Source organism: Streptococcus sp. 210928-DFI.4.42 (genome assembly GCF_020554365.1).
Lineage (GTDB): Bacteria > Bacillota > Bacilli > Lactobacillales > Streptococcaceae > Streptococcus > Streptococcus parasanguinis_S.
Genome location: NZ_JAJCHF010000020.1, coordinates 1 through 26848, shown reverse-complemented (window position 1 = coordinate 26848; position 26848 = coordinate 1). Strand labels below are relative to the sequence as shown.

General features: G+C 41.8%; 23 protein-coding genes. 20 read left to right on the top strand and 3 right to left on the bottom strand.

Going from position 1 to position 26848, the window contains the following annotated elements:
- The first annotated feature begins 49 nt into the window (after window positions 1-49).
- From LIZ08_RS08030 to LIZ08_RS08005, 6 genes are all read left to right on the top strand, one after another.
- Window positions 50-1750 (top strand): acetolactate synthase large subunit, encoded by a 1701-nt coding sequence (locus tag LIZ08_RS08030; protein WP_003004603.1) that lies wholly within the window; start codon window positions 50-52, stop codon window positions 1748-1750.
- Complete coding sequence (ilvN, locus tag LIZ08_RS08025; RefSeq protein ID WP_023919316.1) at window positions 1743-2219, top strand: acetolactate synthase small subunit; 477 nt, start codon at window positions 1743-1745, stop codon at window positions 2217-2219. Before LIZ08_RS08030 ends, ilvN begins: the two co-directional genes overlap by 8 nt.
- A gap of 66 nt (window positions 2220-2285) precedes the next feature.
- Window positions 2286-3308, top strand: a complete 1023-nt coding sequence (gene ilvC / locus LIZ08_RS08020; protein WP_227038634.1) for a ketol-acid reductoisomerase — start codon at window positions 2286-2288, stop codon at window positions 3306-3308.
- A gap of 76 nt (window positions 3309-3384) precedes the next feature.
- The gene (gene ilvA, locus LIZ08_RS08015) at window positions 3385-4635 is read left to right on the top strand and encodes a threonine ammonia-lyase IlvA (RefSeq protein ID WP_003015520.1); all 1251 of its coding nucleotides are present in this window, start codon (window positions 3385-3387) and stop codon (window positions 4633-4635) included.
- 110 nt (window positions 4636-4745) lie between these two features.
- Entirely contained in the window at window positions 4746-5639 is an 894-nt protein-coding gene (locus LIZ08_RS08010; RefSeq protein WP_049475093.1) for an SPFH domain-containing protein, read from the top strand.
- 108 nt (window positions 5640-5747) lie between these two features.
- Complete coding sequence (locus LIZ08_RS08005) at window positions 5748-5963, top strand: hypothetical protein (protein WP_003004771.1); 216 nt, start codon at window positions 5748-5750, stop codon at window positions 5961-5963.
- Between the two features lie 119 nt (window positions 5964-6082).
- Here LIZ08_RS08005 and LIZ08_RS08000 read toward each other — a convergent pair whose 3' ends face one another.
- Both LIZ08_RS08000 and LIZ08_RS07995 read right to left on the bottom strand, forming a co-directional pair.
- Window positions 6083-6823: an amino acid ABC transporter ATP-binding protein gene (locus LIZ08_RS08000; RefSeq protein ID WP_003010256.1), complete on the bottom strand. Its 741-nt coding sequence runs from the start codon at window positions 6821-6823 to the stop codon at window positions 6083-6085.
- Window positions 6823-8385, bottom strand: a complete 1563-nt coding sequence (locus tag LIZ08_RS07995) for an ABC transporter substrate-binding protein/permease (protein ID WP_125826530.1) — start codon at window positions 8383-8385, stop codon at window positions 6823-6825. The genes LIZ08_RS08000 and LIZ08_RS07995 overlap by 1 nt, the downstream gene beginning before the upstream one ends.
- A 117-nt stretch (window positions 8386-8502) precedes the next feature.
- On the opposite strand from LIZ08_RS07995, the gene LIZ08_RS07990 reads away from it, so the two are divergent.
- The 9 genes from LIZ08_RS07990 (at window position 8503) to sufB (ending at window position 18717) form a co-directional block, all read left to right on the top strand.
- A complete protein-coding gene (locus tag LIZ08_RS07990) occupies window positions 8503-10410 on the top strand; it encodes a DUF2207 domain-containing protein (RefSeq protein ID WP_227038633.1) in 1908 nt (635 codons plus the stop codon).
- Window positions 10411-10518: 108 nt separating this feature from the next.
- Complete coding sequence (locus LIZ08_RS07985; protein WP_013904699.1) at window positions 10519-11355, top strand: undecaprenyl-diphosphate phosphatase; 837 nt, start codon at window positions 10519-10521, stop codon at window positions 11353-11355.
- Window positions 11356-11489: 134 nt separating this feature from the next.
- Window positions 11490-12227 carry an adaptor protein MecA gene (gene mecA / locus LIZ08_RS07980; protein WP_003004768.1) on the top strand — a complete coding sequence of 246 codons (738 nt, stop codon included), beginning with the start codon at window positions 11490-11492 and terminating at the stop codon, window positions 12225-12227.
- A complete protein-coding gene (locus LIZ08_RS07975; RefSeq protein ID WP_227038632.1) occupies window positions 12224-13381 on the top strand; it encodes a glycosyltransferase family 4 protein in 1158 nt (385 codons plus the stop codon). The genes mecA and LIZ08_RS07975 overlap by 4 nt, the downstream gene beginning before the upstream one ends.
- A 134-nt stretch (window positions 13382-13515) precedes the next feature.
- On the top strand, window positions 13516-14286 hold the full coding sequence (gene sufC / locus LIZ08_RS07970) for a Fe-S cluster assembly ATPase SufC (RefSeq protein WP_003004238.1): 771 nt from the start codon (window positions 13516-13518) through the stop codon (window positions 14284-14286).
- A gap of 66 nt (window positions 14287-14352) precedes the next feature.
- Window positions 14353-15615, top strand: coding sequence for a Fe-S cluster assembly protein SufD (sufD, locus tag LIZ08_RS07965; protein ID WP_195487455.1), 1263 nt, complete (start codon window positions 14353-14355; stop codon window positions 15613-15615).
- 9 nt (window positions 15616-15624) lie between these two features.
- A complete protein-coding gene (locus tag LIZ08_RS07960; protein WP_227038631.1) occupies window positions 15625-16851 on the top strand; it encodes a cysteine desulfurase in 1227 nt (408 codons plus the stop codon).
- Window positions 16838-17272, top strand: a complete 435-nt coding sequence (gene sufU, locus LIZ08_RS07955) for a Fe-S cluster assembly sulfur transfer protein SufU (protein WP_003010276.1) — start codon at window positions 16838-16840, stop codon at window positions 17270-17272. Before LIZ08_RS07960 ends, sufU begins: the two co-directional genes overlap by 14 nt.
- Window positions 17273-17304: 32 nt before the next feature.
- Complete coding sequence (gene sufB, locus LIZ08_RS07950; RefSeq protein WP_003010279.1) at window positions 17305-18717, top strand: Fe-S cluster assembly protein SufB; 1413 nt, start codon at window positions 17305-17307, stop codon at window positions 18715-18717.
- A gap of 58 nt (window positions 18718-18775) precedes the next feature.
- On the opposite strand, the gene LIZ08_RS07945 is transcribed toward sufB, so the two are convergent.
- The gene (locus tag LIZ08_RS07945) at window positions 18776-20017 is read right to left on the bottom strand and encodes a serine hydrolase (RefSeq protein ID WP_125826536.1); all 1242 of its coding nucleotides are present in this window, start codon (window positions 20015-20017) and stop codon (window positions 18776-18778) included.
- 205 nt (window positions 20018-20222) lie between these two features.
- On the opposite strand from LIZ08_RS07945, the gene LIZ08_RS07940 reads away from it, so the two are divergent.
- The 5 genes from LIZ08_RS07940 (at window position 20223) to LIZ08_RS07920 (ending at window position 26723) form a co-directional block, all read left to right on the top strand.
- On the top strand, window positions 20223-22208 hold the full coding sequence (locus tag LIZ08_RS07940; RefSeq protein WP_227038630.1) for a peptide ABC transporter substrate-binding protein: 1986 nt from the start codon (window positions 20223-20225) through the stop codon (window positions 22206-22208).
- A 73-nt stretch (window positions 22209-22281) separates the two neighbouring features.
- The gene (locus LIZ08_RS07935) at window positions 22282-23781 is read left to right on the top strand and encodes an ABC transporter permease (RefSeq protein WP_155169260.1); all 1500 of its coding nucleotides are present in this window, start codon (window positions 22282-22284) and stop codon (window positions 23779-23781) included.
- Complete coding sequence (gene oppC / locus LIZ08_RS07930) at window positions 23781-24707, top strand: oligopeptide ABC transporter permease OppC (RefSeq protein ID WP_003010290.1); 927 nt, start codon at window positions 23781-23783, stop codon at window positions 24705-24707. The genes LIZ08_RS07935 and oppC overlap by 1 nt, the downstream gene beginning before the upstream one ends.
- Before the next feature lie 11 nt (window positions 24708-24718).
- Window positions 24719-25786: an ABC transporter ATP-binding protein gene (locus tag LIZ08_RS07925; protein WP_003010293.1), complete on the top strand. Its 1068-nt coding sequence runs from the start codon at window positions 24719-24721 to the stop codon at window positions 25784-25786.
- A 10-nt stretch (window positions 25787-25796) separates the two neighbouring features.
- Entirely contained in the window at window positions 25797-26723 is a 927-nt protein-coding gene (locus LIZ08_RS07920) for an ATP-binding cassette domain-containing protein (RefSeq protein WP_003010296.1), read from the top strand.
- The last annotated feature ends 125 nt before the right edge of the window (window positions 26724-26848 follow it).

The window sequence follows — 26848 nt, the reverse complement described above, 5'->3', positions numbered from 1 at the left end:
ATGATAGTAGCATGCTAATTTGATATACAAAGTACTGGAAAGGAGAGACATGGAGAAAATTACCTTAGAAACTGCAAAAACCGGTTCAGAGCTCGTTCTTGAAACCCTGCGTGATTTGGGCATTGACACGATTTTTGGTTATCCTGGTGGAGCGGTTTTGCCTTTATACGATGCCATCTATAGCTTTGAGGGTATCCAGCATATCTTGGGTCGTCATGAACAAGGATGCTTGCATGAGGCTGAAGGCTACGCCAAATCAACTGGAAAGCTGGGTGTCGCAGTCGTCACGAGTGGACCGGGGGCGACCAATGCCATTACAGGGATTGCAGATGCCATGAGCGATAGCGTTCCCTTATTAGTTTTCACTGGTCAAGTCAATCGTGCTGGGATCGGGAAAGACGCCTTCCAAGAAGCAGATATTGTGGGAATTACCATGCCCATCACCAAGTACAACTATCAAGTACGTGAGACGGCAGATATTCCGCGAATTATCACAGAAGCTGTCCATATTGCGACGACTGGACGCCCTGGTCCGGTGGTAATTGACCTTCCAAAGGATGTGTCTGCTTTAGAGACAGATTTTATCTATGAACCAAGTGTGAAGCTTCCAAGCTACCAGCCTACCATTGAACCCAATGAATTGCAGATCAAAAAGATTTTGAAGCAATTGAGTAAGGCTAAAAAACCAGTTCTTCTTGCTGGTGGTGGGGTGAGTTACGCTGGAGCTGCAAAAGAGTTGATTGCTCTAGCAGAGCGCTATCAGATTCCAGTAGTGACCAGTCTGTTAGGTCAAGGAACGATTGCAACCAGTCATCCTCTTTTCCTAGGGATGGGAGGAATGCACGGATCCTTCGCGGCCAATATCGCTATGACAGAGACAGATTTCATGATCAGTGTTGGTTGTCGATTTGATGACCGTTTGACAGGGAATCCAAAGACTTTCGCTAAAAATGCTAAGGTTGCCCATATTGACATTGATCCTGCAGAGATTGGGAAGATCATTGCTGTCGACATTCCTGTTGTTGGCGATGCAAAGAAAGCCTTGCAACAATTGCTAGCAGAGCCAACGGTTCATAACAACACAGAAAAATGGATCGAAAAGGTGACCCAAGATAAGAACCGGGTTCGTTCATACGACAAGAAAGAACGGGTTGTGCAGCCACAAGCTGTGATCGAACGCATTGGAGAGTTGACCAAGGGGGACGCTATTGTCGTCACAGACGTTGGACAACACCAAATGTGGGCAGCTCAATACTATCCTTACCAAAATGAGCGCCAATTGGTAACATCTGGTGGTCTAGGAACGATGGGATTCGGTGTTCCTGCAGCTATCGGAGCGAAAATTGCCAATCCAGATAAAGAAGTTGTTCTCTTTGTCGGAGATGGTGGGTTCCAAATGACCAACCAAGAATTAGCGATCTTAAATATTTATAAGGTTCCGATCAAGGTTGTTATGCTCAACAATCACTCGCTTGGGATGGTCCGCCAATGGCAAGAAGCCTTCTATGATGGTCGGACGTCAGAGTCAGTCTTTGATAGCCTTCCGGATTTCCAATTGATGGCGCAAGCCTACGGGATCAAGAATTATAAATTTGATAATCCTGAAACTCTTGAGAAGGATTTGGAAGTCATCACAGAAGATGTACCAATGTTCATCGAAGTAGACATTTCTCGGAAAGAGCATGTGTTGCCGATGGTACCAGCTGGTAAGAGTAATCATGAGATGTTGGGGGTGAAGTTTAATGCGTAGAATGTTAACAGCCAAACTTCAAAACCGCTCAGGTGTTCTGAACCGCTTTACAGGAGTCTTGTCGAGACGTCAAGTCAATATCGAAAGTATCTCTGTTGGAGCAACAGAAAACCCTAATGTATCGCGGATTACCATTATCATTGATGTTGCTTCGCATGATGAAGTAGAGCAAATCATCAAACAGCTCAACCGCCAGATTGATGTGATTCGCATTCGTGATATCACTGACAAACCACACTTGGAGCGCGAAGTGATTCTGGTGAAAGTTTCTGCACCAGCTGAGAAGCGGGCAGAAATCTTGGCCATTATTCAACCTTTCCGTGCGACCGTGGTCGATGTGGCCCCAAGCTCTATCACCGTTCAAATGACGGGAAATGCAGAAAAGAGCGAAGCCCTCATTCGTGTTATTCGACCGTATGGGATTAAAAACATCGCCCGCACCGGCGCAACCGGATTTACTCGAGATTAATTCTCGACTGAAAATTGTTATCCTCGCCTTAAAAAGGCAAATTAAAATAGAAAAGAGATTTTACTTATGGCAGTTCAAATGGAATATGAAAAAGACGTTAAAGTTGCAGCATTAACTGGAAAGAAAATTGCTGTGATCGGTTATGGTTCTCAAGGACATGCACACGCACAAAACTTGCGTGATTCAGGTCATGATGTCATCATCGGTGTGCGCCCAGGGAAATCATTTGATAAGGCAAAAGAAGATGGTTTTGATACCTATACAGTAGCAGAAGCAACTAAATTGGCTGATGTTATCATGATCTTGGCACCAGACGAAATCCAACAAGAACTTTACGAAGCAGAAATTGCTCCAAACCTTGAAGCTGGTAATGCGGTTGGTTTCGCACACGGATTTAACATCCACTTCGAATTCATCAAAGTTCCTAAAGATGTTGATGTTTTCATGTGTGCTCCTAAAGGACCAGGTCACTTGGTACGTCGTACATTTGAAGAAGGTTTTGGTGTTCCTGCACTTTACGCAGTATACCAAGATGCTACTGGTAATGCGAAAGATATCGCTATGGACTGGTGTAAAGGTGTTGGTGCGGCACGCGTTGGTCTTCTTGAAACAACCTACAAAGAAGAAACGGAAGAAGATTTGTTCGGAGAACAAGCTGTACTTTGTGGTGGTTTGACTGCCCTTATCGAAGCTGGTTTTGAAGTGTTGACTGAAGCTGGGTATGCTCCAGAATTGGCCTACTTTGAAGTTCTTCACGAAATGAAATTGATTGTGGACTTGATCTACGAAGGTGGCTTCAAGAAAATGCGTCAATCAATCTCGAACACTGCTGAATACGGTGACTATGTATCAGGCCCACGTGTCATCACTGAGCAAGTGAAAGAAAATATGAAATCTGTTCTTGCTGACATTCAAAATGGTAACTTCGCTAACGACTTTGTTAACGACTACAAAGCTGGACGTCCAAAATTAACTGCTTACCGTGAACAAGCTGCTAACCTTGAAATTGAAAAAGTTGGTGCTGAATTACGTAAAGCAATGCCGTTCGTTGGTCAAAACGACGATGACGCCTTCAAAATCTACAACTAATTGTCTGTAGAAGACTAAGCAAGTTGGGACACCCTGGCTTGCTTTTTTCATCAAAACACAGCAACAGAGGTATGAAATGATAACAGCAAAAGATGTGGCTAAGGCCCATAAAATATTAAGAGGGGTCGTTGTTAATACGCCTCTTGAATACGACCACTATTTATCTGAAAAATATGGGGCAAAGATTTATTTGAAAAAAGAAAATGCCCAACGTGTTCGTTCTTTCAAAATTCGTGGTGCTTACTTTGCGATCTCTCAATTATCAAAAGAAGAGCGGGAACGTGGGGTAGTGTGTGCTTCTGCGGGAAACCATGCGCAAGGGGTTGCTTATACTTGTAATGAAATGAAGATTCCAGCGACCATCTTCATGCCGATTACGACACCGCAACAAAAGATCGGCCAAGTCCGATTCTTTGGTGGGGATTATGTAACAATCAAGTTGGTCGGGGATACCTTTGATGCATCAGCTAAGGCGGCCCAAGAATTTACGCTTGCAGAAAAACGGACCTTTATTGACCCGTTTGATGATCCACACGTACAGGCTGGCCAAGGAACAGTGGCCTATGAAATTCTTGAGGAAGCTCGAAAAGAATCGATTGCCTTTGATGCTGTCCTTGTCCCTGTTGGTGGAGGAGGCCTCATTTCAGGTGTTTCTACCTATATCAAAGAAACGGATCCTCGGATTGAAGTCATTGGGGTAGAGGCTGAAGGAGCACGCTCCATGAAGGCTGCTTTTGAAGCAGGTGGTCCCGTCAAATTACCAGAAATCGATAAGTTTGCAGACGGGATTGCTGTGCAAAAGGTGGGACAATTGACTTATGAAGTGACCCGTCAACATGTGGAAACTTTGGTTGGGGTCGATGAAGGCTTGATTTCAGAGACTTTGATTGATCTTTATTCCAAACAAGGGATCGTAGCCGAACCAGCGGGAGCAGCTAGTGTGGCATCCCTTGAAATCTTGCGCGAATACATCAAGGGGAAAACCATTTGTTGTATTATCTCAGGTGGGAATAATGATATCAACCGTATGCCTGAGATGGAAGAACGTGCCTTGATCTACGATGGGGTCAAACACTACTTTATCGTCAATTTCCCACAACGTCCAGGGGCCCTTCGTGAATTTGTAAATGATATCTTAGGGCCAAATGATGATATTACACGTTTTGAATACATCAAGCGTGCTAGTAAGGGAACAGGCCCTGTCTTGATTGGGGTTACTTTGGCCAATAAGCATGACTATGCAGGTTTGGTCAATCGTATTGAGCGTTTTGATCCCTCTTTCATTAACTTGAACGGAAATGAAACTCTCTATAATATGCTGGTCTGAGTATCATACAGAAACAATCGACCATTTAAGCAATATATTTTTAAGGAATATATTGCTTTTTTATCAACACTTGTGATATGATATGCGTAAATTAAAAGGAGGAACTTTTTATGCCTGGATTTATTATCTTTGTTTTATTCTTGCTACTGGTTGCAGGATTCATTGTGATTAGCTCACTATATGTGGTCAAGCAACAATCCGTTGCCATCATTGAGCGCTTCGGACGTTATCAAAAAATTAGCGATAGTGGCATTCATATGCGAGCGCCTTTTGGTATCGATAAAATTGCAGCACGAGTTCAATTGCGCGTCTTGCAGAGTGAGATCGTGGTTGAAACAAAAACTCAGGACAACGTATTCGTTACCATGAATGTGGCGACACAATACCGAGTGAACGAAAGCAACGTAAAGGATGCCTACTACAAGTTGATGCGTCCAGAGTCACAGATTAAATCATACATTGAAGATGCTTTGCGTTCTTCTGTTCCCAAGTTGACCTTGGATGAATTATTTGAGAAAAAAGATGAAATCGCCCTTGAAGTTCAAAAACAAGTGGCAGAAGAAATGTCAACTTATGGATATATTATTGTAAAAACCTTGATCACCAAAGTTGAGCCAGATGCCGAAGTGAAACAATCCATGAACGAGATCAATGCGGCGCAAAGAAAACGCGTGGCAGCTCAGGAATTGGCAGAAGCAGACAAGATCAAGATCGTTACTGCTGCCGAAGCTGAGGCGGAAAAAGACCGCTTGCACGGGGTCGGTATTGCCGAGCAACGGAAGGCTATTGTCGATGGATTGGCAGACTCTATTAAAGAGTTAAAAGGTGCGAATGTAGACTTGACCGAAGAGCAAATCATGTCTATTCTGTTAACCAATCAGTACTTAGATACCTTGAATAATTTTGCTGATAAAGAAGGGAATAATACGATTTTCCTACCAGCAAACCCGGATGGAGTCGAAAACATTCGTACACAAATATTATCAGCCCTGAAAGCAAAGTAAACTTTTTCTCATTTTTTAAAAAAGGTTCGTATTTTCAGCAATTTTAGTTGACAAAATGTGCAAAACAATTTATATTAGTATTGGAAATAATAATATAGGAGAAAGATCATGGCTAAATCGAACTTTGAAAAAGTAGAATCAGTTGTTGGATGGGTACGCGATAAGAAAATTACGGGCTATCGTATCAGTAAAGAAACAAATGCCCGTGAAATGTCTATCATTGCCTTGGCTCAAGGACGTGCAAAAGTGAAGAACATCTCTTTTGAAACTGCACTCGGATTGATTGATTTTTATGACAAAAATCATCAAAAATTCGAAGATTAATTTGTTGTTCCAATTAAAAACCAGAGAGGCTTCCTCTCTGGTTTTTTCTATGCCTTAAAAGAAGAGGAGGTACAAAAAACAGCTTGCTTCCATACTGGTAAGCAAACTGTTTCAAGAGATTAGTGTAAGAAGCGTTGAAGGAATTCCTTGGTCCGTTCTTCTTTGGGATTACTAAAGATTTCTTTTGGATCCCCCTGCTCAGCAATGACCCCCTTGTCCATGAAGATGACACGGCTAGAGACATCGCGGGCAAATTCCATTTCGTGGGTTACGACGATCATGGTCAAACCTTCTTTAGCGAGGTCCTGCATGATTTTCAAAACTTCCCCAACCATTTCAGGGTCCAGGGCGGAAGTTGGTTCATCAAAGAGGATAGCATCAGGATCCATGGAAAGGGCACGTGCGATAGCGACCCGTTGCTTTTGACCACCTGAAAGTTGTTTCGGACGGGCAGCCCAATATTGAGATCCCATACCGACTTTTTCAAGGTTTTCTTTGGCAACTTTTTCTGCGGTTTCACGATCACGCTTGAGGACGGTTGTTTGTGCAACGATCGTATTTTCCAAGACGTTTAAATTTTCGAAGAGATTAAAGCTTTGGAAAACCATTCCTAATTTCTCGCGGTAGTGGGTAAGATCATACTCAGGATCAAGAACATTTTGTCCACGATAGAGAATCTCTCCAGCTGTAGGAGTTTCTAGAAGATTGATGGAGCGAAGGAAGGTTGATTTTCCGCTACCAGAGCTCCCGATGATGGAGATCACCTCTCCTTTTTCAACCGTAAGGGAAATATCTTTCAAAACCTCATTTTGACCATAAGATTTTTTTAAATGTTGGATTTCAAGAATTTTTTCTGCCATTATTTCACCTCATTGACTTGCATTTGATTGGCACCTGTAGTATAAGTATCAGAATCTAAGCGACGTTCGATATAGCGAAGAATTCGTGTGATGGTAAAGGTGAGAACGAAGTAAATCACAGCGATGATCGTAAAGGTTGGGAAGTATTGGTAGTTTTGAGTTGCGACCGTATTTCCTGTAAAGTACAGTTCAACTACAGAGATAACATTTAAAACAGATGTATCCTTGATGTTAATAACAAATTCATTCCCTGTTGCTGGCAAGATATTGCGAACAACCTGTGGAAGGACGACCTTGCGCATGGTTTGTCCATGGGTCATTCCTAGAGCAGTCGCTGCTTCAAACTGACCTGGATCCACTGCTAAGATCCCACCACGAACAATCTCACTCATATAAGCTCCGGTATTGATGGATACGATAAAGATGGCGGCCCAGGTACGATCCAAGGAAATGTTAAAGGCTTGGGCGGAACCGTAGAAAATGACCATGGATTGAACGATCATCGGAGTTCCACGGAAGATTTCAATGTAGACATTGAGGAACCAACCAAAGGCAGTTTGGCATCCAGCAAGGAATTTATTTTTAGCCTTCGGAGCTGTCCGGAAGACACCGATTAACAAACCGATAATCAACCCAGCGATAGTTCCAGTCATAGAGATTAAGAGGGTCATTCCAGTTCCCCGTAAGAACTGTGGGCCATTATCCTTTAAAATCTTCATCATTTGGCTAAAGAATGTCTGCTTATCATCACTAGCATCACTGGAAGCTGGTTGCTTCTTAATCATATCATCCATGAGTTTGACTTGGTCTTCAGACGAAATCTTAGCTAGTGCGGCATTGACTTGGTCAAGTCTAGTATCACCCTTCTTCATCCCGATAGCGATGGTCGCATCTTCTTCTCCAACTTCAAATCCTTTTTTGAATTGGATCATCTTAAATTTTGAATTAGCGGACTCAGCGGTTAGGGCTTCTGGTCGTTCGGAAACATAAGCATCGATGACGCCGGATTCAAGCGCTTGACGCATTTGAGCAAAGTCTCCCATGGCGGTTTCTTGTTTCACACCCTTTAGTTGGGAAATGAGAGAATAGAGGTAGACCCCTTGTTGAGAGGTTACCTTTGCATCCTTAAAGTCATCTAGGCTAGTAGCATTTGCATAGTTTCCATCTTTACGAACGAGCATGACCGGTTCACTGGTATAGTAGCTCTTGGAGAAGGCGACCTCTTTTTTACGTTCAGCGGTTGGACTCATCCCAGCGATAATCATATCGATTTTACCAGAAGTGAGGGCTGGAATTAAACCGTTCCAAGATGTTTTTACGATCAGAGGTTTTTTACCTAACTCCTCAGCAACCTTTTTGGCGATTTGGACATCGTACCCATTGGCATATTGATTGGTACCGTCAATTTTAACAGCTCCATTTGCATCATCTTCTTGGGTCCAGTTAAAAGGAGCGTAGGCTGCTTCCATTCCGATTCGTAAATAGTCATCTGCATGAGCAACCTGTGTGATCCCCAGGCAAATGAAAAGCCCTGTTAAGAGCGCGAATAATGTTTTTTTCATTTTTTCTCCTCTTCCTTATTTTAACTTCTCCTATTGTACAGTAAAATAGGCTGCATTTCAAACATGGTCCTCTTTTTATTTAAAAAATGCTATAATAATACAAAGGAGCGTGATCAAATGAAAAAGTATTTGTATGTTATTTTCGCCTTCCTGGCCTGCCTTTTTGTTAGTCAGAATGTCCATGCATCTAGCCCACCTTATGATGTACTTTACTATGGTGGAACCTTGACCTTGGACACCTGGGACGACGCCACCTATGAGGAAGAACTAGTTTATTATTTCAAAGATTCTTATAGAGGGCAGTATGTTAGCCTAGGAACTGCGGGGAACATGCCACAAGGCTTTGCAATTGAGATACCGCCAAAGGTTGAGGTGGAAGGTCGTGAGCTTCAAAGAGAACCCGAGATTACGAATCTAGGTGATGGCTACCGAGTGAAAATTTATAACAGTGGTGTAGCGACAGATACAGTCAAAATAAAAGTCACATGGAAATTAAAAAATCTTCTTTATTCACACAAGGATATCTTGCAGTTGAACTGGAAACCAATTACGGATGGCGATCAGAAGGTGGACGAAGTTCAATTTCGTGTCATTCCTAAGTTTGCACCAGCCAATGCCCAATCGGAACTGTATATCCATACAGCCTTTATGGGACCGGATGTGACTGTAAAGAAAGAAGATGGAATCTATTCTGCCACTTTCTATAACCTAGGCAAAGGAAAAGCTGTGGAGTTGTATGGTTACTGGTTGAAGTCAGACCTAACTACCTTGTATGATTCTGGTCGAAATACAGGATTGACCAAATTGGATGAATTTCACAAGAACCAAGCTAAAATTGAACAGGAAAAATACTGGACACGCATGTTTTGGAACTGGATCTTACCAGCCTTCATTATTGCACTCTGGCTTCTTTCTCTCTTGGGTCGCAAACGGTTCAAAAAAATGATTTGGCCTGGTGTGACTTATCCGACTGATACTCGTCTTTATGAAATTCCACAGGATATTGCACCTCTTGTCATGAGCTCGGTTGTTTATTCAGCTGAATTAGACGAGGCCTCCCCTACCAATAAAGAGAAGGCAACTCCGCCGGTGTTTACATTTGAAAAAATGCTTCAAGCTACATTGCTGGATTTGATGGATCGTGGAGTGATTGTCTACGAGCAACAAGGAAATGAAGTCGTTTTGACCAGAAAGTCTCATGGGCATGTAGATGATTTTGAACGTTCCTTTATGAATATGGCTTTTGGGGATCAAGTTTCCTGTCCTGTTAACCGTCTCTTTGAGAATTATAAATTTAGTGATGATGTATACAAACATGCCAAAAAAGCAGATCAAGATGCCATTCGTTCACTAGGAAGTTGGGCTCAAGGCCGCTTTGATACGGCTGTCAACCAAGTGGCCAGAGATGTTCATCGCAAGGTGGAAGATCTCCATTTGCCAAGCTACTATCGCCCTTTAGAGGCAAAAGAAGAAGCGCAAGCTAGACGAAGTCTCTTCTTTGGTTGGGCTGCTTGGTTTATCGCCCTTGGAGCAGAAATCTTTGCCATCTTTGGGATGGGTTGGTTCTCTGTTCCTTGTTTGATAGGGATCCTCATACTTTGGTTTATGCCAGTGCGCTTCAATGGTGTCTTTAAAGCCTGCCTACGAGATGGTGTTGTCAATCTTGCGGGTGCTGAGCAACGCTATTACTGGGATAGTTTTGGTCGGATGTTGAAAGAGATTGCCCACCTCAACGATGCAGAGTTGCAGTCTCTGGTCCTATGGAATCGCTTATTGGTCTATGCGGCCTTGTATGGTGTAGCTGATCAGGTCACAAAGGTCATGAAGCTTCGGAATATTCATTTAGAAAATCAAGCCTTAAACGCCTTCGTTTACACCCCGTTCTATCATGATGTGACCCACTCAAGTCATGCCATGTCTACTTATGGATCGACAGCATCGACAGCTAGTCATTTCACAGTTTCCTCTGGTAGTGGAGGAGGTTTCTCTGGCGGAGGAGGCGGAGGAGGCTTTGGTGCCTTCTAAGTAGCACTAAGAATGGTCTTGGTAGCTCTTTCCCTTCTAGTTTAGAAGGCCTGGTCCAGTCCATAGATTTATGATATAATAGAGCAAATGTAAGTTTAGGAGAAAAAGATGTTTCTGATCGAATTAATCAAGGCGGTTCTTTTTGGGATTGTCGAGGGGATTACAGAATGGTTACCGATCTCAAGTACAGGTCACTTGATTCTGTTACAGGATTTTGTGCAGTTTAAAAATCAAGATCCAGCCTTTATGGAGATGTTCAATGTTGTGATCCAATTGGGAGCGATCCTAGCGGTTGTGGTGATTTATTTCGATAAATTGTATCCCTTCAAACCTGGTAAATCTCCACTAGAAGTACGTCGGACCTGGCAATTATGGGCAAAAGTTGCGGTTGCAACGCTCCCGCTTGTCTTTGTTTTTAAATTAGATGATTGGTTTGAGGCGCATTTTCACAATTCGATTTCCGTTGCGATTATGTTGATCACCTACGGGATTGCCTTTATCTATCTGGAAAGACGGGAACAAGTTGAGCCAGCAGTAACGGAATTGCATAAGTTACCTTATCGAACAGCTCTTTATATTGGACTCTTCCAAGTTTTATCGCTATTTCCAGGAACAAGCCGTTCAGGTGCTACGATTGTAGGTGGCTTGATCAATGGTGTTAGCCGTCCAGTAGTGACAGAATTTACCTTTTATTTGGGGATCCCAGCCATGTTTGGGGCTAGCCTCTTAAAGGTTGGAAAATTCGCTCTTGGTGGGCATTCACTAGCGCTGGGGCAACTCTTTATTCTACTGGTAGCGATGGGAGTGGCCTTTGTGGTCAGCATGTACGCTATCCGCTTCTTGACAGATTATGTGAAAAATCATGATTTCACCGTCTTTGGGAAATACCGGATTGTTCTTGGTTCCATCTTGCTATTGTATGGACTCTTCCGTGTTATTTTCTAAGAGAAGGCTTGAACTTGATCAAATTATTTTCGAGGTTGGAGACTCTTGTCCCGACCTCTTTTCTATGCATCCTTTTTTTGAATTCTATCCAATTTTTTAGTATAATAGTAAGACTAGAAGTATGAGGTTATGCTATGAAGATGAAGCAAATTAGTGATTCAACTATTAAGATCACGATCCAACTAGAAGACTTAGAAGAACGTGGGATGGAAATTGCTGATTTCCTTGTCCCACAAGAAAAAACAGAAGAATTTTTCTACGCCATTTTGGATGAACTCGAAATGCCAGAAAGCTTCCTGGATAGCGGGATGCTGAGTTTTCGTGTGACACCAAAACCAGACAAATTGGATGTTTTTGTTACCAAATCAAAAATTGACCAACAATTGGATTTTGAGGATTTGTCAGATCTTCCTGATATGGAAGAGTTGTCGCGCATGACGCCAGATGAATTTATCAAAACCCTGGAAAAAACAATCTCTGATAAGACAAAAGGGGATGCAGAAGCCATTCACCATTTGGAACAAGAAGAGTTGCGGGACAATCAAGAACAAGATCCTACATCTGAAGCACCAGTAAGTCAGTATATTTATTACATTTTGCGTTTTTCAAATATCCAGCAAGCAGTTGCCTTTTCAAAAACGGTCAGCTTTCCAGTGGATACCTCTGAATTATACAAAATGGGATCTGATTATTATTTAACCGTCTTGATCGATACAGAGGATCAACCAAATCAATATCCAACCTGGTTACTTGCCATCATTCGGGAGTATGCGGATGATTCAGAAGTGACACGAGCTGTTCTGCAGGAACATGGTCACTTACTAATGGTGTCTGGTGCAATTGAGAATTTGAAGAAAGTTGCTAGCTTATGATGTCTTTTTCCTTGCAATTTGTTCTGGTGCTGATTGGAACTTTTATGATTGCCTTGGTATTGACGCCCTTGGTTCGCTTGTTCTCCTTTAAGATTGATGCCGTAGATTATCCGAATGCGCGTCGGATCAATACCAAGCCCATGCCAAGCGCGGGTGGACTGTCTATTGTGATTGCTTTTTCAATTGCGACTCTCATCTTTATTCCTATGCTGACATCCACTACCGCACCAATCAAAAGTTACCTATCTTATACCTTGCCGGTCGTGGGCGCAGGATGGATTATCGCTCTCACAGGCTTGATCGATGATGTAAAAGAGTTGTCTGCCAAGAAAAAGATGATCGGCATCCTGCTGGCAGCGAGTCTGGTCTGGTTTTTGACAGATTTTCGGCTGAATGATTTTAAGATTCCATTCGGTGGTCCCTTACTTCATTTTGAACCATGGCTATCGTATCTTTTGACGGTGATTTGGATTGTTTCTATTACCAATGCGGTCAATCTGATTGATGGATTAGATGGCTTGGTGAGTGGGGTCTCTATTATTTCCCTAGTGACAATGGGGATTGTGTCCTATTTCTTTCTACCAGTCCCCAATCTCTTTCTGACCATGACGATCTTTGTCTTGGTTGCGTCCATCGCAGGTTTCTTTCCCTTTAACTACCATCCGGCCATTCTCTATTTGGGAGACACCGGTGCCTTGTTTATCGGATTCATGATTTCTGTTTTGTCCTTGCAAGGTTTGAAAAATGCAACGGCAGTTGCTGTCGTTACCCCTATGATCATTTTGGGAGTACCGATTACAGATACCTTTTTAGCCATTATCCGTCGGACCCTGTCTGGTCAAAAATTTTATAAACCGGATCGCAATCACTTGCACCACCGACTTCTTTCTCTGGGCTTGACACATCGGGGAACTGTACTTGTGATCTACGGAATTTCGATGATCTTCTCCTTGATTTCTCTCTTGCTCAACATCTCGAGTCGCATTGGGGGCGTCCTACTTGTGATCGGGCTCTTGTTTGGAGTAGAGTTGTTAGCAGAATTGATTGGGATTCTGGGGCCACATCATAGTCCTTTGTTAAATGTTCTGCGCTATATAGGGAATTCTTCCTATCGGGAGGAAGTTCGTCAAAAACGAAAAGAAAAAACTAAATAAGAATAGTTCTAATCAAAAGAAAAGCCATTTAGGCTTTTTTTTGATATACTTGAAAGGTAAAAAAATACTTTGTGATGAAGGAATCGATGCTTTGAGAACCTTCTAGACTTCAAAGTAAAAAGAAAGGGAATGCAATGTCGACATTAGAAATTAAAGACCTTCACGTTGAAATTGAAGGCAAAGAAATTTTAAAAGGTGTAAACCTGACCCTAAAAACTGGTGAGATCGCAGCCATCATGGGACCAAATGGAACAGGGAAATCTACTCTGTCAGCTGCCATTATGGGAAACCCAAATTATGAAGTAACCAAAGGGGAGATTCTCTTTGATGGTGTCAACATCTTGGAATTGGAAGTAGACGAACGTGCACGGATGGGCTTGTTCCTTGCCATGCAATACCCTTCAGAAATCCCAGGAATTACGAATGCAGAATTTTTACGTGCAGCCATGAATGCTGGTAAAGAAGAGGACGAGAAGATCTCTATTCGTGATTTCATCAAAAAATTGGATGAAAAGATGGAATTGCTCAACATGAAAGAAGAAATGGCAGAACGCTATTTGAACGAAGGCTTCTCTGGTGGTGAGAAAAAACGCAATGAAATCCTTCAATTGTTGATGTTGGAACCAACATTTGCCCTTTTGGATGAAATTGACTCTGGTTTGGATATCGATGCTCTTAAGGTCGTATCTAAAGGGGTTAATGCAATGCGGGGTGAAGGTTTTGGAGCGATGATCATCACCCACTACCAACGTTTGTTGAACTATATTACTCCTGACGTCGTTCATGTGATGATGGAAGGCCGTGTCGTGCTTTCAGGTGGACCAGAATTGGCTGCCCGCTTGGAACGTGAAGGCTATGCTCAACTCGCAGAAGAACTCGGTTACGACTATAAAGAAGAACTATAACCTGATGACAAGTGATCAAATGTTGTCATAAAATCAAACAGATAGTATCTTTATTAGGAGAAAAAAATGAGTATTGAAAATATTACCCTCTTTTCGGAACTGCATGCTGAGCCAAGCTGGCTGCTAGATTTACGAAAAAAAGCTTTTGATAAGATCGATCAGTTGGAATTGCCAGCTATCGAACGCGTCAAATTCCATCGTTGGAATCTTGGGGACGGGACGATCACAGAAAGTGAAGCTTTAGCCAATGTCCCTGATTTTACAGCCCTCGATTCGAATTTAAAATTGGTCCAAGTTGGGACTCAGACTGTATTTGAACAGGTCCCACAGGCGCTAGCAGAGCAAGGAGTTGTTTTCACAGATTTCCACTCTGCTTTAGAGGAAATTCCGCAGGTGGTAGAAGACTACTTTATGTCTTCAGTCAAATACGATGATGACAAGCTGGCAGCTTACCACACAGCTTATTTTAATAGTGGGGCGGTCCTCTATATCCCAGATAATGTTGAGATTGCAGAAGCAATTGAAGGGATTTTTTACCAGGATAGTGATAGTGATGTACCTTTTAACAAACACATTTTGATTATCGCTGGTAAAAACAGTAAGTTCAGCTATTTGGAACGCTTGGAATCAAAAGGTGATGGCACAGCAAAAGCAACTGCTAATGTGACGGTTGAAGTGATCGCCCGCTCAGGTGCTCAAGTGAAATTTGCGGCGATTGACCGCCTGGGTGAAAATGTCACAGCCTACATCAGTCGCCGTGGGAAACTAGGACAGGATGCCAGCATTGATTGGGCCATCGGTGTTATGAATGAAGGCAATGTTGTTGCAGACTTTGACAGTGACTTGGTTGGAAATGGAAGTCATGCTGATTTGAAGGTCGTTGCCTTATCAAGTGGTCGTCAGGTGCAAGGGATTGATACGCGCTTGACCAACTTTGGTTGTAACTCAATCGGAAATATCTTGCAACACGGTGTCATTCTTGAAAAAGGAACCTTGACCTTCAATGGAATCGGTCATATTATCAAGGGTGCTAAAGGAGCAGATGCCCAGCAAGAAAGCCGTGTCTTGATGTTATCGGATCAAGCACGTTCAGATGCCAACCCAATCCTCTTGATTGATGAAAATGACGTCACAGCAGGCCATGCTGCATCGATCGGTCAAGTGGACCCAGAAGATATGTATTACCTCATGAGTCGTGGTCTGGATCAACACACAGCGGAACGCTTAGTGGTGCGTGGTTTCTTGGGATCTGTTATTGTTGAAATCCCAGTTAAAGAAGTACGTGATGAAATGATTGCCACCATTGAAGAAAAGTTATCTCAACGCTAAGGAGAAACAATGCTAGATAAAAATACAATTGCTCAAGATTTTCCCATTCTCGATCAACTAGTCCATGATGAGCCTTTGGTTTATCTAGATAATGCAGCGACGACGCAAAAACCTAAACGTGTTCTTGAAGCCGTTAATCACTATTATTTGCAAGATAACGCCAATGTCCATCGTGGAGTCCATACTTTGGCTGAACGAGCGACAGCAGCCTATGAGGCGGCGCGTGAGAAAGTCAGAAAATTTATCAATGCTTCATCAACCAAGGAGGTGCTCTTTACAAGAGGGACAACGACTGGACTCAACTGGGTAGCCCGCTATGCAGAAGAAGTCCTAAAGGAAGGGGATGAAGTCCTGATTTCCATCATGGAACATCACTCCAACATCATTCCTTGGCAACAAGCCTGCAAGAAGACAGGAGCAAAACTGGTCTATGTCTATCTAAAAGATGGCTTGCTGGATATGCAGGACTTAAAGAGCAAGCTTAGTGAGAAGACAAAATTTGTCTCCATCACCCATGCTTCGAATGTCTTAGGGGTGGTCAATCCGATCAAGGAAATTGCTCGATTAGCTCATGAAGTTGGAGCGATGATGGTTGTAGACGGGGCTCAATCAACCCCTCATATGGCCATTGATGTACAAGACTTAGATGCGGATTTCTTCGCTTTTTCTGGCCACAAGATGGCTGCACCAACAGGGATTGGTGTCCTCTATGGGAAGGAAAAAATCTTAGAGCGAATGTCTCCGATCGAGTTTGGGGGCGAGATGATTGACTTTGTTTACGAACAATCTGCCTCTTGGAAGGAATTACCTTGGAAATTTGAAGCTGGAACACCTAATATGGCGGGCGCAATTGGTCTTGGTGCAGCAATCGATTACTTAGAAGAGCTGGGTATGGACCAAGTAGAAGCGCATGAGCAAGAATTGATTGCCTATGTGTTTCCAAAATTACAGGCTATCGAAGGCTTGACCATCTATGGTTCCCAAGACTTAGCCCAACGTTCTGGCGTCATTTCCTTCAATCTAGGAGATCTCCATCCGCATGACTTAGCAACAGCACTAGATTATGAAGGGATTGCCGTTCGTGCAGGTCACCACTGTGCACAACCGCTCCTTCAATACCTACAAGTCCCAGCGACAACGAGAGCAAGTTTTTATATCTACAACACCAAAGCGGACTGTGATAAATTAATTGAGGCATTGATCAAAGCAAAGGAGTTTTTCAATGGCACTTTCTAAATTAGATTCGCTGTACATGGCGGTCGTAGCCGATCATTCAAAACACCCCCACCACCAAGGACAAATTGAAGATGTTGATCAGATCCAACTCAACAATCCAACTTGTGGAGATGTGATCCAGTTAAGTGTGAAATTTGATGAGAATGACAGGGTGGAAGATATTGCCTTTGTGAATTCAGGCTGTACGATCTCAACCGCTTCAGCTAGTATGATGACGGATGCTGTAATGGGAAAAACAAAAGAGGAAGTTGAAGAATTGGCACAGGTCTTTTCAGAAATGGTCCAAGGCCAATCAGATCCTCGGCAAGAGGAGTTGGGAGATGCAGCCTTCTTATCTGGAGTCTCAAAATTCCCACAACGGATTAAATGTGCGACCCTCTCATGGAATGCTCTTAAAAAAGCGATCGAACGTAGCAAATAGTTAAAAGAAGAAACAGAGAAAGAAAGGAAATTATGGCTGAAGAAAGAGTCGAACCGAAACCAATTGATCTCGGTGAATATAAATTTGGATTTCACGATGATGTTCAACCCATTCTCTCTACCGGGAAAGGATTGAATGAAGCGGTTATTCGTGAATTGTCTGCAGCAAAAAATGAACCAGAATGGATGCTCGAATTCCGTTTGAAATCTTTTGAAACCTTCAAAAAGATGCCCATGCAAACCTGGGGAGCCGATCTATCAGAGATTGACTTTGATGATTTGATATATTATCAAAAACCTTCGGATAAACCTGCCCGTTCATGGGACGAAGTTCCAGAGAAAATCAAGGAAACCTTTGAGCGTATCGGGATTCCTGAAGCGGAACGTGCTTACCTAGCAGGTGCTTCTGCTCAGTATGAATCAGAAGTGGTTTACCACAATATGAAAGAAGAGTTTGAAAAGTTGGGGATTATCTTTACCGATACGGACTCTGCCCTAAAAGAATACCCAGATCTGTTCAAACAGTATTTTGCGAAGTTGGTACCACCAACGGATAACAAATTGGCTGCCCTCAACTCAGCAGTCTGGTCTGGTGGAACCTTCATCTATGTACCAAAAGGCGTAAAAGTAGACGTCCCCCTTCAAACTTACTTCCGTATCAACAACGAAAATACAGGTCAGTTTGAGCGCACGTTGATTATTGTGGATGAGGGAGCAAGTGTCCACTATGTAGAAGGCTGTACAGCGCCGACCTACTCAAGCAATAGCCTCCATGCAGCGATTGTTGAGATCTTTGCCTTGGATGGTGCTTATATGCGCTACACGACTATCCAAAACTGGTCTGACAATGTCTATAACTTGGTCACCAAGCGGGCCAAAGCTCAAAAAGATGCCACAGTTGAGTGGATCGACGGGAACTTAGGAGCCAAGACAACCATGAAGTACCCATCTGTTTATCTAGATGGAGAAGGAGCGCGTGGGACCATGTTGTCCATTGCCTTTGCGAATGCAGGTCAACACCAAGATACAGGTGCCAAGATGATCCACAATGCCCCTCACACTAGCTCGTCTATCGTATCCAAATCCATCGCGAAGGGTGGCGGAAAGGTAGACTACCGTGGACAAGTGACCTTTAACAAAAATTCCAAGAAATCAGTTTCTCACATTGAGTGTGACACCATTATCATGGATGATTTATCTGCATCAGACACGATTCCATTTAATGAAATCCACAACTCACAAGTTGCTTTGGAGCACGAAGCTAAGGTTTCAAAAATCTCAGAAGAGCAACTGTATTATTTGATGAGTCGTGGCCTGTCTGAATCAGAAGCGACAGAAATGATTGTCATGGGATTTGTAGAACCCTTTACAAAAGAACTTCCAATGGAATATGCCGTTGAGTTAAACCGACTCATTAGCTACGAAATGGAAGGATCTGTAGGATAATTCGTTTTAATAGCAAAATAAAATCACAATGGATTTGACTCCATTGTGATTTTTTTGCTTATAGCTTTTCGTTGACATAACGAACAAATTCATTCCACCAAACCTTTAAGAAAAAGCTTTTCTCAATGGTTCTTCCCGATACCATATCGACCGTTGGCTCTTGATCTTCTAAGTAGCCACGTCCGATTTTATCTGGATCAGTGTAGTGTAATTTTCCAAGATTTGTGCCTGATTTGACAGGTGCTCGGAATGATTCTTGGTTACTCTTGAATTGAATTTTTGGTTCCGCTTGACTGCCTTGCTTTTCAACGATATAGAAGTCTTTTTTTGCAACAGCTAAAACAGTCTCGGACTTCCCGTCCATGACAGTTGCCTTACTTTTTCCGTAGGGATCTCCTTCTTTGACGACAATGGAAGAAACAAAGGTTCGTACCACGTAGTTCATCAGAGAAGAAGTAGCCACAAAGCGTGCATATGGATCACCGTCAACTGCCTCCACTCCTAGGACAACCGTGATCATGTGGATGCCATTTTGCGTCGTCGAAGCAGCAAAGGTGATGCCACCTTTGGTAGAGTTGCTGACCCGTAGGCCATCAACGCCTGAACGGTAATTCGGCATGCCTTCTAGCATCAGGTTGGGGTTTTCAATCTGTGTGTTCGAAAAAAGAGCTGTCGGTTTTGAAGTATATTTGGTCACTTCAGGAAAATCCTGGAGTAAGTGCTTGGCAATAACAGCAATATCATAAGCACTCAATTGATTTTCGTCTTCTTTCCCGTCAGGATCTCCGCTGATGGTTTGAGTATTTAATCCGGTAGCATTGATTAAATGAGGAGATTGAATGCCCCATTCAGAAAGTTTCTGCTTCATTTTTTCAACGAAGCTTTTCTCAGAGCCACCCACTTTCTCAGCTAAGGCCAAGGCAGCGGTGCTAGAATTTCCAACTAAAAGAGCAGTCAATAACTGATCAACCGTATATTGGTTCGCCTCCATAGGAAGAGTACCAGCACCTTCGATATCATTTAAGGCCAGAGCTTTCTCAGACAATTTAATAGGATCTTTCAGAGAAAGTTTTTTTTCATGAATGGCTTCGAAAATCAGATAAGTGGTCAAGAGTGTAGATAGCCCCCCCACATCTCGCTTTTTCTCCGAATCCTTCTCATATAAGATTTTACCTGTATCAGCTTCAACAGCAATAGCACTTTGAGCAGGAAGATCCAGATCATCTGCTAGAACGACTTGATAAGGTAAACTGCATAACAGCAGCATGAAGGTTAAAAAAGAAAGAAAGAATTTTTTCACAGTTGTTTCCTCGTTGCTTAGTCCTCTCTATTGTATCATACAAATGATCAATGGAAAATTGTAAAATCATCAATTAGGCTAAAAAGTCAGTCATAGCAAGGTTTTTGAATAGTGATAAATCGAATATTCAGAAAATTTAGTTTACTTTTTTTTCTACTTGTGATATAATCTTAAACAAATCTAAAAAAACTATTGGAGAATTCCTATGAAAAAAGGTAAAGTATTTGCAGTTGCCGGAGTAACACTTCTTGCAGCTGGATTGTTGGCTGCATGTTCTAGTTCAAATACTAGCAAAGCAAGCTCAGGCGAAGACAAGAACTATGGTTATGTCTACACAGATGATCCTCAAACTTTGGACTACACTGTATCTTCTAAAGCTGCTACACACGATATTACTACAAACGTCGTAGATGGTTTGATGGCAAATGACAAGTATGGTAATCTCGTACCATCACTTGCAGAAGATTGGTCTGTTTCAAAAGACGGTTTGACTTATACCTACAAAATTCGTAAAGGGGTTAAGTGGTACGATGCAGACGGTGAAGAACATGGCGAAGTGACTGCTCAAGACTTCGTGACTGGTTTGAAACACGCTGCTGATAAAAAATCGGAAACTCTTCCACTCGTTCAAGGCTCAATCAAAGGTTTGGATGATTATGTCCAAGGAAAAATCACAGACTTCAGCCAAGTTGGTGTCAAAGCGGTTGATGATTACACACTTCAATACACATTGAACAAACCTGAAACTTTCTGGAACTCTAAAACGACTAACGGAATTTTGTTCCCAATAAGCACAGAGTTCTTGAAGAGTAAGGGAGATGATTTTGGTCAACCAAACGATGTGAAGTCAATCCTTGCAAACGGACCATTCCTTTTGAAATCCATTACTTCAAAATCATCTGTTGTATTTGAAAAGAATGACAACTACTGGGATAAGAAAAACGTTCACCTGAAAGAAGTAAAATATACTTATTACGATGGATCAGACCAAGATTCATTGGCACGTGGATTCTCTGATGGTGCTTATACAAAAGCTCGCCTTTTCCCTGCAAGTTCAAACTTTGCAACTGTAGAGAAAAAATATAAAGACGATATCTTTACTACACCAGCAGGATCAGGTGTAGCAGTACTCGGATTTAATTTGGATCGCCAATCTTATAACCACACTGCTAAGAAATCAGATGCTGAAAAATCTTCTACTAAGAAAGCAATCTTGAACAAAGATTTCCGTCAGGCCATCACTTTTGCCTTGAACCGTGAAAACTACTCAGCACAAGTCAATGGTAAAGAATTTGCTAAACCAGCTATCCGTAATACCTACACAGCACCAGCCTTTGTCCAAGTAGATGGAAAAGACTTCGGAAATGTAGTTGCAGATAAGTTGACTACTTATGGAGACCAATGGAAGGGTATCAACCTTGAAGATGGTCAAGATGGTCTTTACAACAAAGATAAAGCGAAAGCACAACTTGAAAAAGCCAAAGCTGAACTTCAAAAAGATGGTGTTCAATTCCCAATTCATATTGATGTACCGGTAGCACAAAATTCTACAAACTTTGTTTCACGGATGCAATCTCTGAAACAAACTGTGGAAGATACTCTTGGTAAAGACAATGTCGTTCTTGATCTTCAAATGATGGACTCAGACGAAGTGTTGAATATTACTTTGAATGTGCCATCAGCTGCAGACGCAGACTGGGATCTTCAAGGAATGGTCGGATGGAACCCAGACTATGATGATCCATCAACTTACCTTGATACTCTTCAACCAGCTTCTGAGGACCAAACAAAAGTTTACCTTGGTTTTGCAGGTGGTGTAGATAACCCATCAGCAAAAGCAGTCGGTTTGGATGAATTCGCTAAACTTCTTGACGATGCAAATAACGAAACACAAGATGTTGTGAAACGTTATGAAAAATACGCAGCAGCTCAAGCTTGGTTGACAGATAGTGCGATTGTTATTCCAACGATGTCAAGTACAGGTGCTGCAACAGTTGTTTCTAAGGTAGTTCCATTCTCTGAACCATCATCACAAACAGGTAACAAAGGTTCAACATACTTGAAATACGTTGAAGTTCAAGATGAGCCAGTTACTAAGAAACAATACGAACAAGCACGTGAAAAATGGCAAAAAGAAAAAGCTGAGTCAAACAAAAAAGCTCAACAAGATCTTGAAAAACACGTTAAATAATTAAATTATTGCTTTTCATTAGAACTTTCTCTTCTAGGGGAGAAAGTTCTTTTGGACATTAAAGGAATGAAATATGAAAAAATATGTTTTTATGCGTATTTTGCGTTCGTTAGTGTCGATCTTTCTCGTCACGACATTAACCTACATGATTATCTATACGCTAACACCGAGAAATCTCATCTTTAAAAATGACCCCAACTACAATAAAGTAGCGAAGACAAAAGATTCGAAGATCAACTACGAAAATACTGTCTACGATCGCATGGGTTATTTGGAATACATGGATTCAAAGAGCTTGCAACAAAAAGCAAGTAAAGAAGATTCTTCCGTAACGGTTGATGCGACAACTGCTAATGAAAAGATCTACAAAAAATATATTGAAAAATTAGGTCATGGTTGGCAGTTGAAACGTTTCCCAGAGAGTAAGTCTTTCTATGCGGTGCGTGAAATTCCGGTTTTTGAACGTGTCATCAGCTTCTATGCGAATTTGATTCAGTTTGATCATCCAGGTTGGGTGAAAGATGCCTCAAATCCAAATCTCAAACGCTATATCCGTATTGAAAATGATCCATCTATTGGATGGTCTGTAGTGGGTTCTGGTACGAAACACAAATACCTCTTGTACTTTAATGGTCAGTTCCCATATGTACACCAAAACTTTGTAACCTTAAACCTTGGAAATTCATATCCAACTTATTCAAATACCCCTGTTCTTCAAGTTATTACCCAAGGACAAGGAACGACTAAGAAGACTGAAGTGAACTTCCCAACAGGTAAAAAGACATCTTCCATCGATATCTACTCACGTACCTACAAATCACCAAGTAAGGCAGATTCACAAGATATCAGTCGATTTGGTAAAGGGGATGCCTATACAGCAACGTTGAGCAACTATGAGAATCCATCCATGATTGCATCTTCTTCAATCATTGGTTTGATTGGTATTGCGATTGCCTACTTGATTGCGATCCCACTAGGATCTTATATGGCTCTTTTCAAGGACTCATGGTTTGATAGCATCTCTACTGCGGTCTTGACATTTATGATGTCTCTCCCAACCATTGCCCTTGTCTATATCGTGCGTCTAGCAGGTTCATTCTTTGGACTTCCAGACTCATTCCCAGTACTTGGAGCACAGGACTGGCGTTCATATGTATTGCCGTCTCTGATTCTTGGTTTATTGAGTGCGCCATTTATCGCCGTTTGGATTCGTCGTTATATGATCGATATCCATTCGCAAGATTTCGTCCGTTTTGCTCGTTCAAAAGGATTGTCAGAACGTGAGATCTCAAGAAAACACATCTTCAAAAATGCGATGGTTCCACTAGTTTCTGGAATTCCAGGGGCTATCATTGGAGTTATCTCAGGTGCGACGTTGACTGAAACAGTCTTCGCTTTCCCAGGTATGGGTAAAATGTTGATTGACTCTATTAAAGCATCAAACAACACCATGGTCATCGGACTTGTCTTCATCTTCACATCACTTGGTATCTTTGCTGCCATGTTAGGTGATATCTTGATGACAGTGCTTGATCCACGGATTAAATTAACGAATACGAAAGGAGGCAAATAATGGCTACAATCGATAAAAATAAATTTCAGTTTGTAAAACGCGATGACTTTGCCTCTGAAGTAATCGATGCTCCAGCGTATTCATACTGGAAATCTGTATTCAGACAATTCTTGAAAAAAAGAACCACGATCATTATGCTTGCTATTTTGATTGGGATTCTCTTGATGAGTTTTGTCTACCCGATGTTTTCAAATTTTGATTACAACGACGTAAGTAAGGTAAATGACTTTTCAGCACGTTTGAATCCACCAAGTGCCAAAGCTTTCTTTGGTACAGATAATAACGGTAAATCCCTCTTTGATGGAGTTTGGTTTGGTGCTCGGAATTCCATTATCATTTCTTTCATCGCCACTGTTATTAACGTGGTTGTCGGAGTTATCGTTGGTGGAATTTGGGGGATCTCAAAATCCATCGACCGTATCATGATGGAAGTTTATAACGTTATTTCAAACATTCCATTTATGTTGATCGTTATCGTCTTGACTTACTCAATGGGATCTGGTTTCTGGAACTTGATTCTTGCCATGTCCTTAACTGGATGGATCGGAATTGCCTATACCATTCGTGTCCAAATCATGCGTTACCGTGATTTGGAGTACAACCTTGCCAGCCGAACATTAGGAACACCAACTTTGAAAATTGTTACGAAAAATATTTTGCCTCAATTGGTATCTGTTATCGTGACACAAACATCACAGTTACTTCCAAGCTTTATTTCTTATGAAGCCTTCCTTTCCTTCTTCGGACTTGGTCTTCCAATCACAGTTCCAAGTTTGGGACGGTTGATTTCTGACTATTCTCAAAACGTAACTACAAATGCCTACCTATTCTGGATTCCGCTTACTGTTTTGATTTTAGTATCCTTGTCATTCTTTATCGTCGGACAAAACTTGGCCGATGCCAGCGACCCACGTACACATAGATAGGAGGAGTAGATATGACATCAAATAACAATATTATTTTATCTGCTCAAGATATCGTAGTGGAATTTGACGTGCGCGATCGCGTATTGACAGCTATTCGTGGCGTATCGCTTGAGCTAGAAGAAGGTGAAGTTCTTGCCTTAGTTGGTGAGTCGGGTTCAGGAAAATCAGTTTTGACAAAAACGTTCACCGGAATGTTAGAAGATAACGGCCGTATTGCCCAAGGTTCGATTAAATACCGTGGTCAAGAATTGACAGATTTGAAATCGAATAAAGATTGGGAAAATATTCGTGGATCTAAGATCGCTACAATTTTCCAAGACCCAATGACAAGTTTGGACCCAATCAACACAATTGGTTCACAAATTACAGAAGTCATTATCAAACACCAAGGGAAAACAGCTAAAGAAGCCAAAGAAATGGCTTTGGACTATATGGAGAAAGTTGGAATTCCAGATGCTGAACGTCGTTTTGATGAGTATCCATTCCAATATTCAGGTGGGATGCGTCAACGGATCGTTATTGCCATCGCCTTGGCCTGCCGTCCAGATATCTTAATCTGTGACGAACCAACAACAGCCCTTGACGTAACCATTCAAGCGCAAATCATTGATTTGTTGAAATCCCTTCAAAAAGAATACCAATTTACAGTTATCTTTATCACCCACGATTTAGGTGTGGTTGCAAGTATTGCAGATAAAGTAGCCGTTATGTATGCTGGAGAAATTGTTGAGTTTGGTAAAGTAGAAGAAATTTTCTACGATCCAAAACATCCATACACATGGAGCTTGCTTTCAAGCTTGCCTCAATTGTCAACCTCAGATGGTGATCTTTACTCTATTCCAGGGACTCCGCCATCATTGTATGCTCCAATCAAAGGAGATGCCTTCGCACTTCGTTCAGATTATGCGATGCAGATTGATTTTGAAGAAGAGGCACCCGCTTTCAAAGTGACCGATACTCACTGGGCTAAGACATGGTTGCTCCATCCAGATGCACCAACAGTTCATAAACCAGAAGTAATCGAAAACCTTCACGAAAAGATTGGCTCAAAAATGGGCTTCACTCACATTACAGAATAGGAGGAAGGAAATGACTGAAAAATTAGTTGAAATTAAAGATTTAGAAATTTCCTTCGGTGAAGGAAGTAAAAAATTCGTTGCTGTAAAGAACGCCAACTTCTTCATTAATAAGGGAGAAACGTTCTCTCTTGTTGGTGAATCAGGAAGTGGGAAGACAACAATTGGACGTGCGATCATCGGTCTGAATGATACAAGTGCTGGAGAAATTATTTATGACGGTCGCAAGATCAACGGAAAAAACTCTCATAGTGAAAAATCAGAGTTGATCCGTAAAATTCAAATGATCTTCCAAGACCCAGCAGCAAGTTTGAATGAACGTGCAACAGTTGATTATATTATCTCTGAAGGTTTGATCAATCACCATTTGTTTAACAGCGAAGAAGAACGTCAGGAAAAAGTAAAAAATATTATGCATGAAGTCGGGCTTCTTGCAGAACATTTGACACGTTATCCTCACGAATTCTCAGGTGGTCAACGTCAACGGATCGGTATTGCACGTGCACTTGTCATGGAACCAGAATTTGTCATTGCGGATGAACCAATCTCAGCCCTTGACGTTTCAGTACGTGCGCAGGTCTTGAACCTGTTGAAAAAATTCCAAAGAGAATTAGGCTTGACCTACCTCTTTATCGCCCATGACTTGTCAGTTGTGCGCTTCATTTCTGACCGTATTGCAGTTATCTATAAAGGGGTTATTGTAGAAGTGGCAGAAACTGAAGAGCTATTTAACCACCCAATCCATCCGTACACACAATCCCTACTTTCAGCGGTCCCAATTCCAGATCCAATTCTAGAACGTAAAAAAGTTCTAAAAATCTACGATCCAGAACAACATGATTACTCTGAAGATAAACCACAAATGGTTGAAATTAAACCAGGTCATTATGTATGGGCTAACAAAGCTGAAGAAAACAAATACAGACAAGAATATAAATAGAGAGGATTCCCTCTCTATTTTCTTTATTTAAAAAAACTTTCAAAAAAATAAAATTTTTTGGAAAAAAGTATTGACAGTAAGGAGAGGTCATGATATACTAATATAGTTGTCGCGCGAGAGCGACA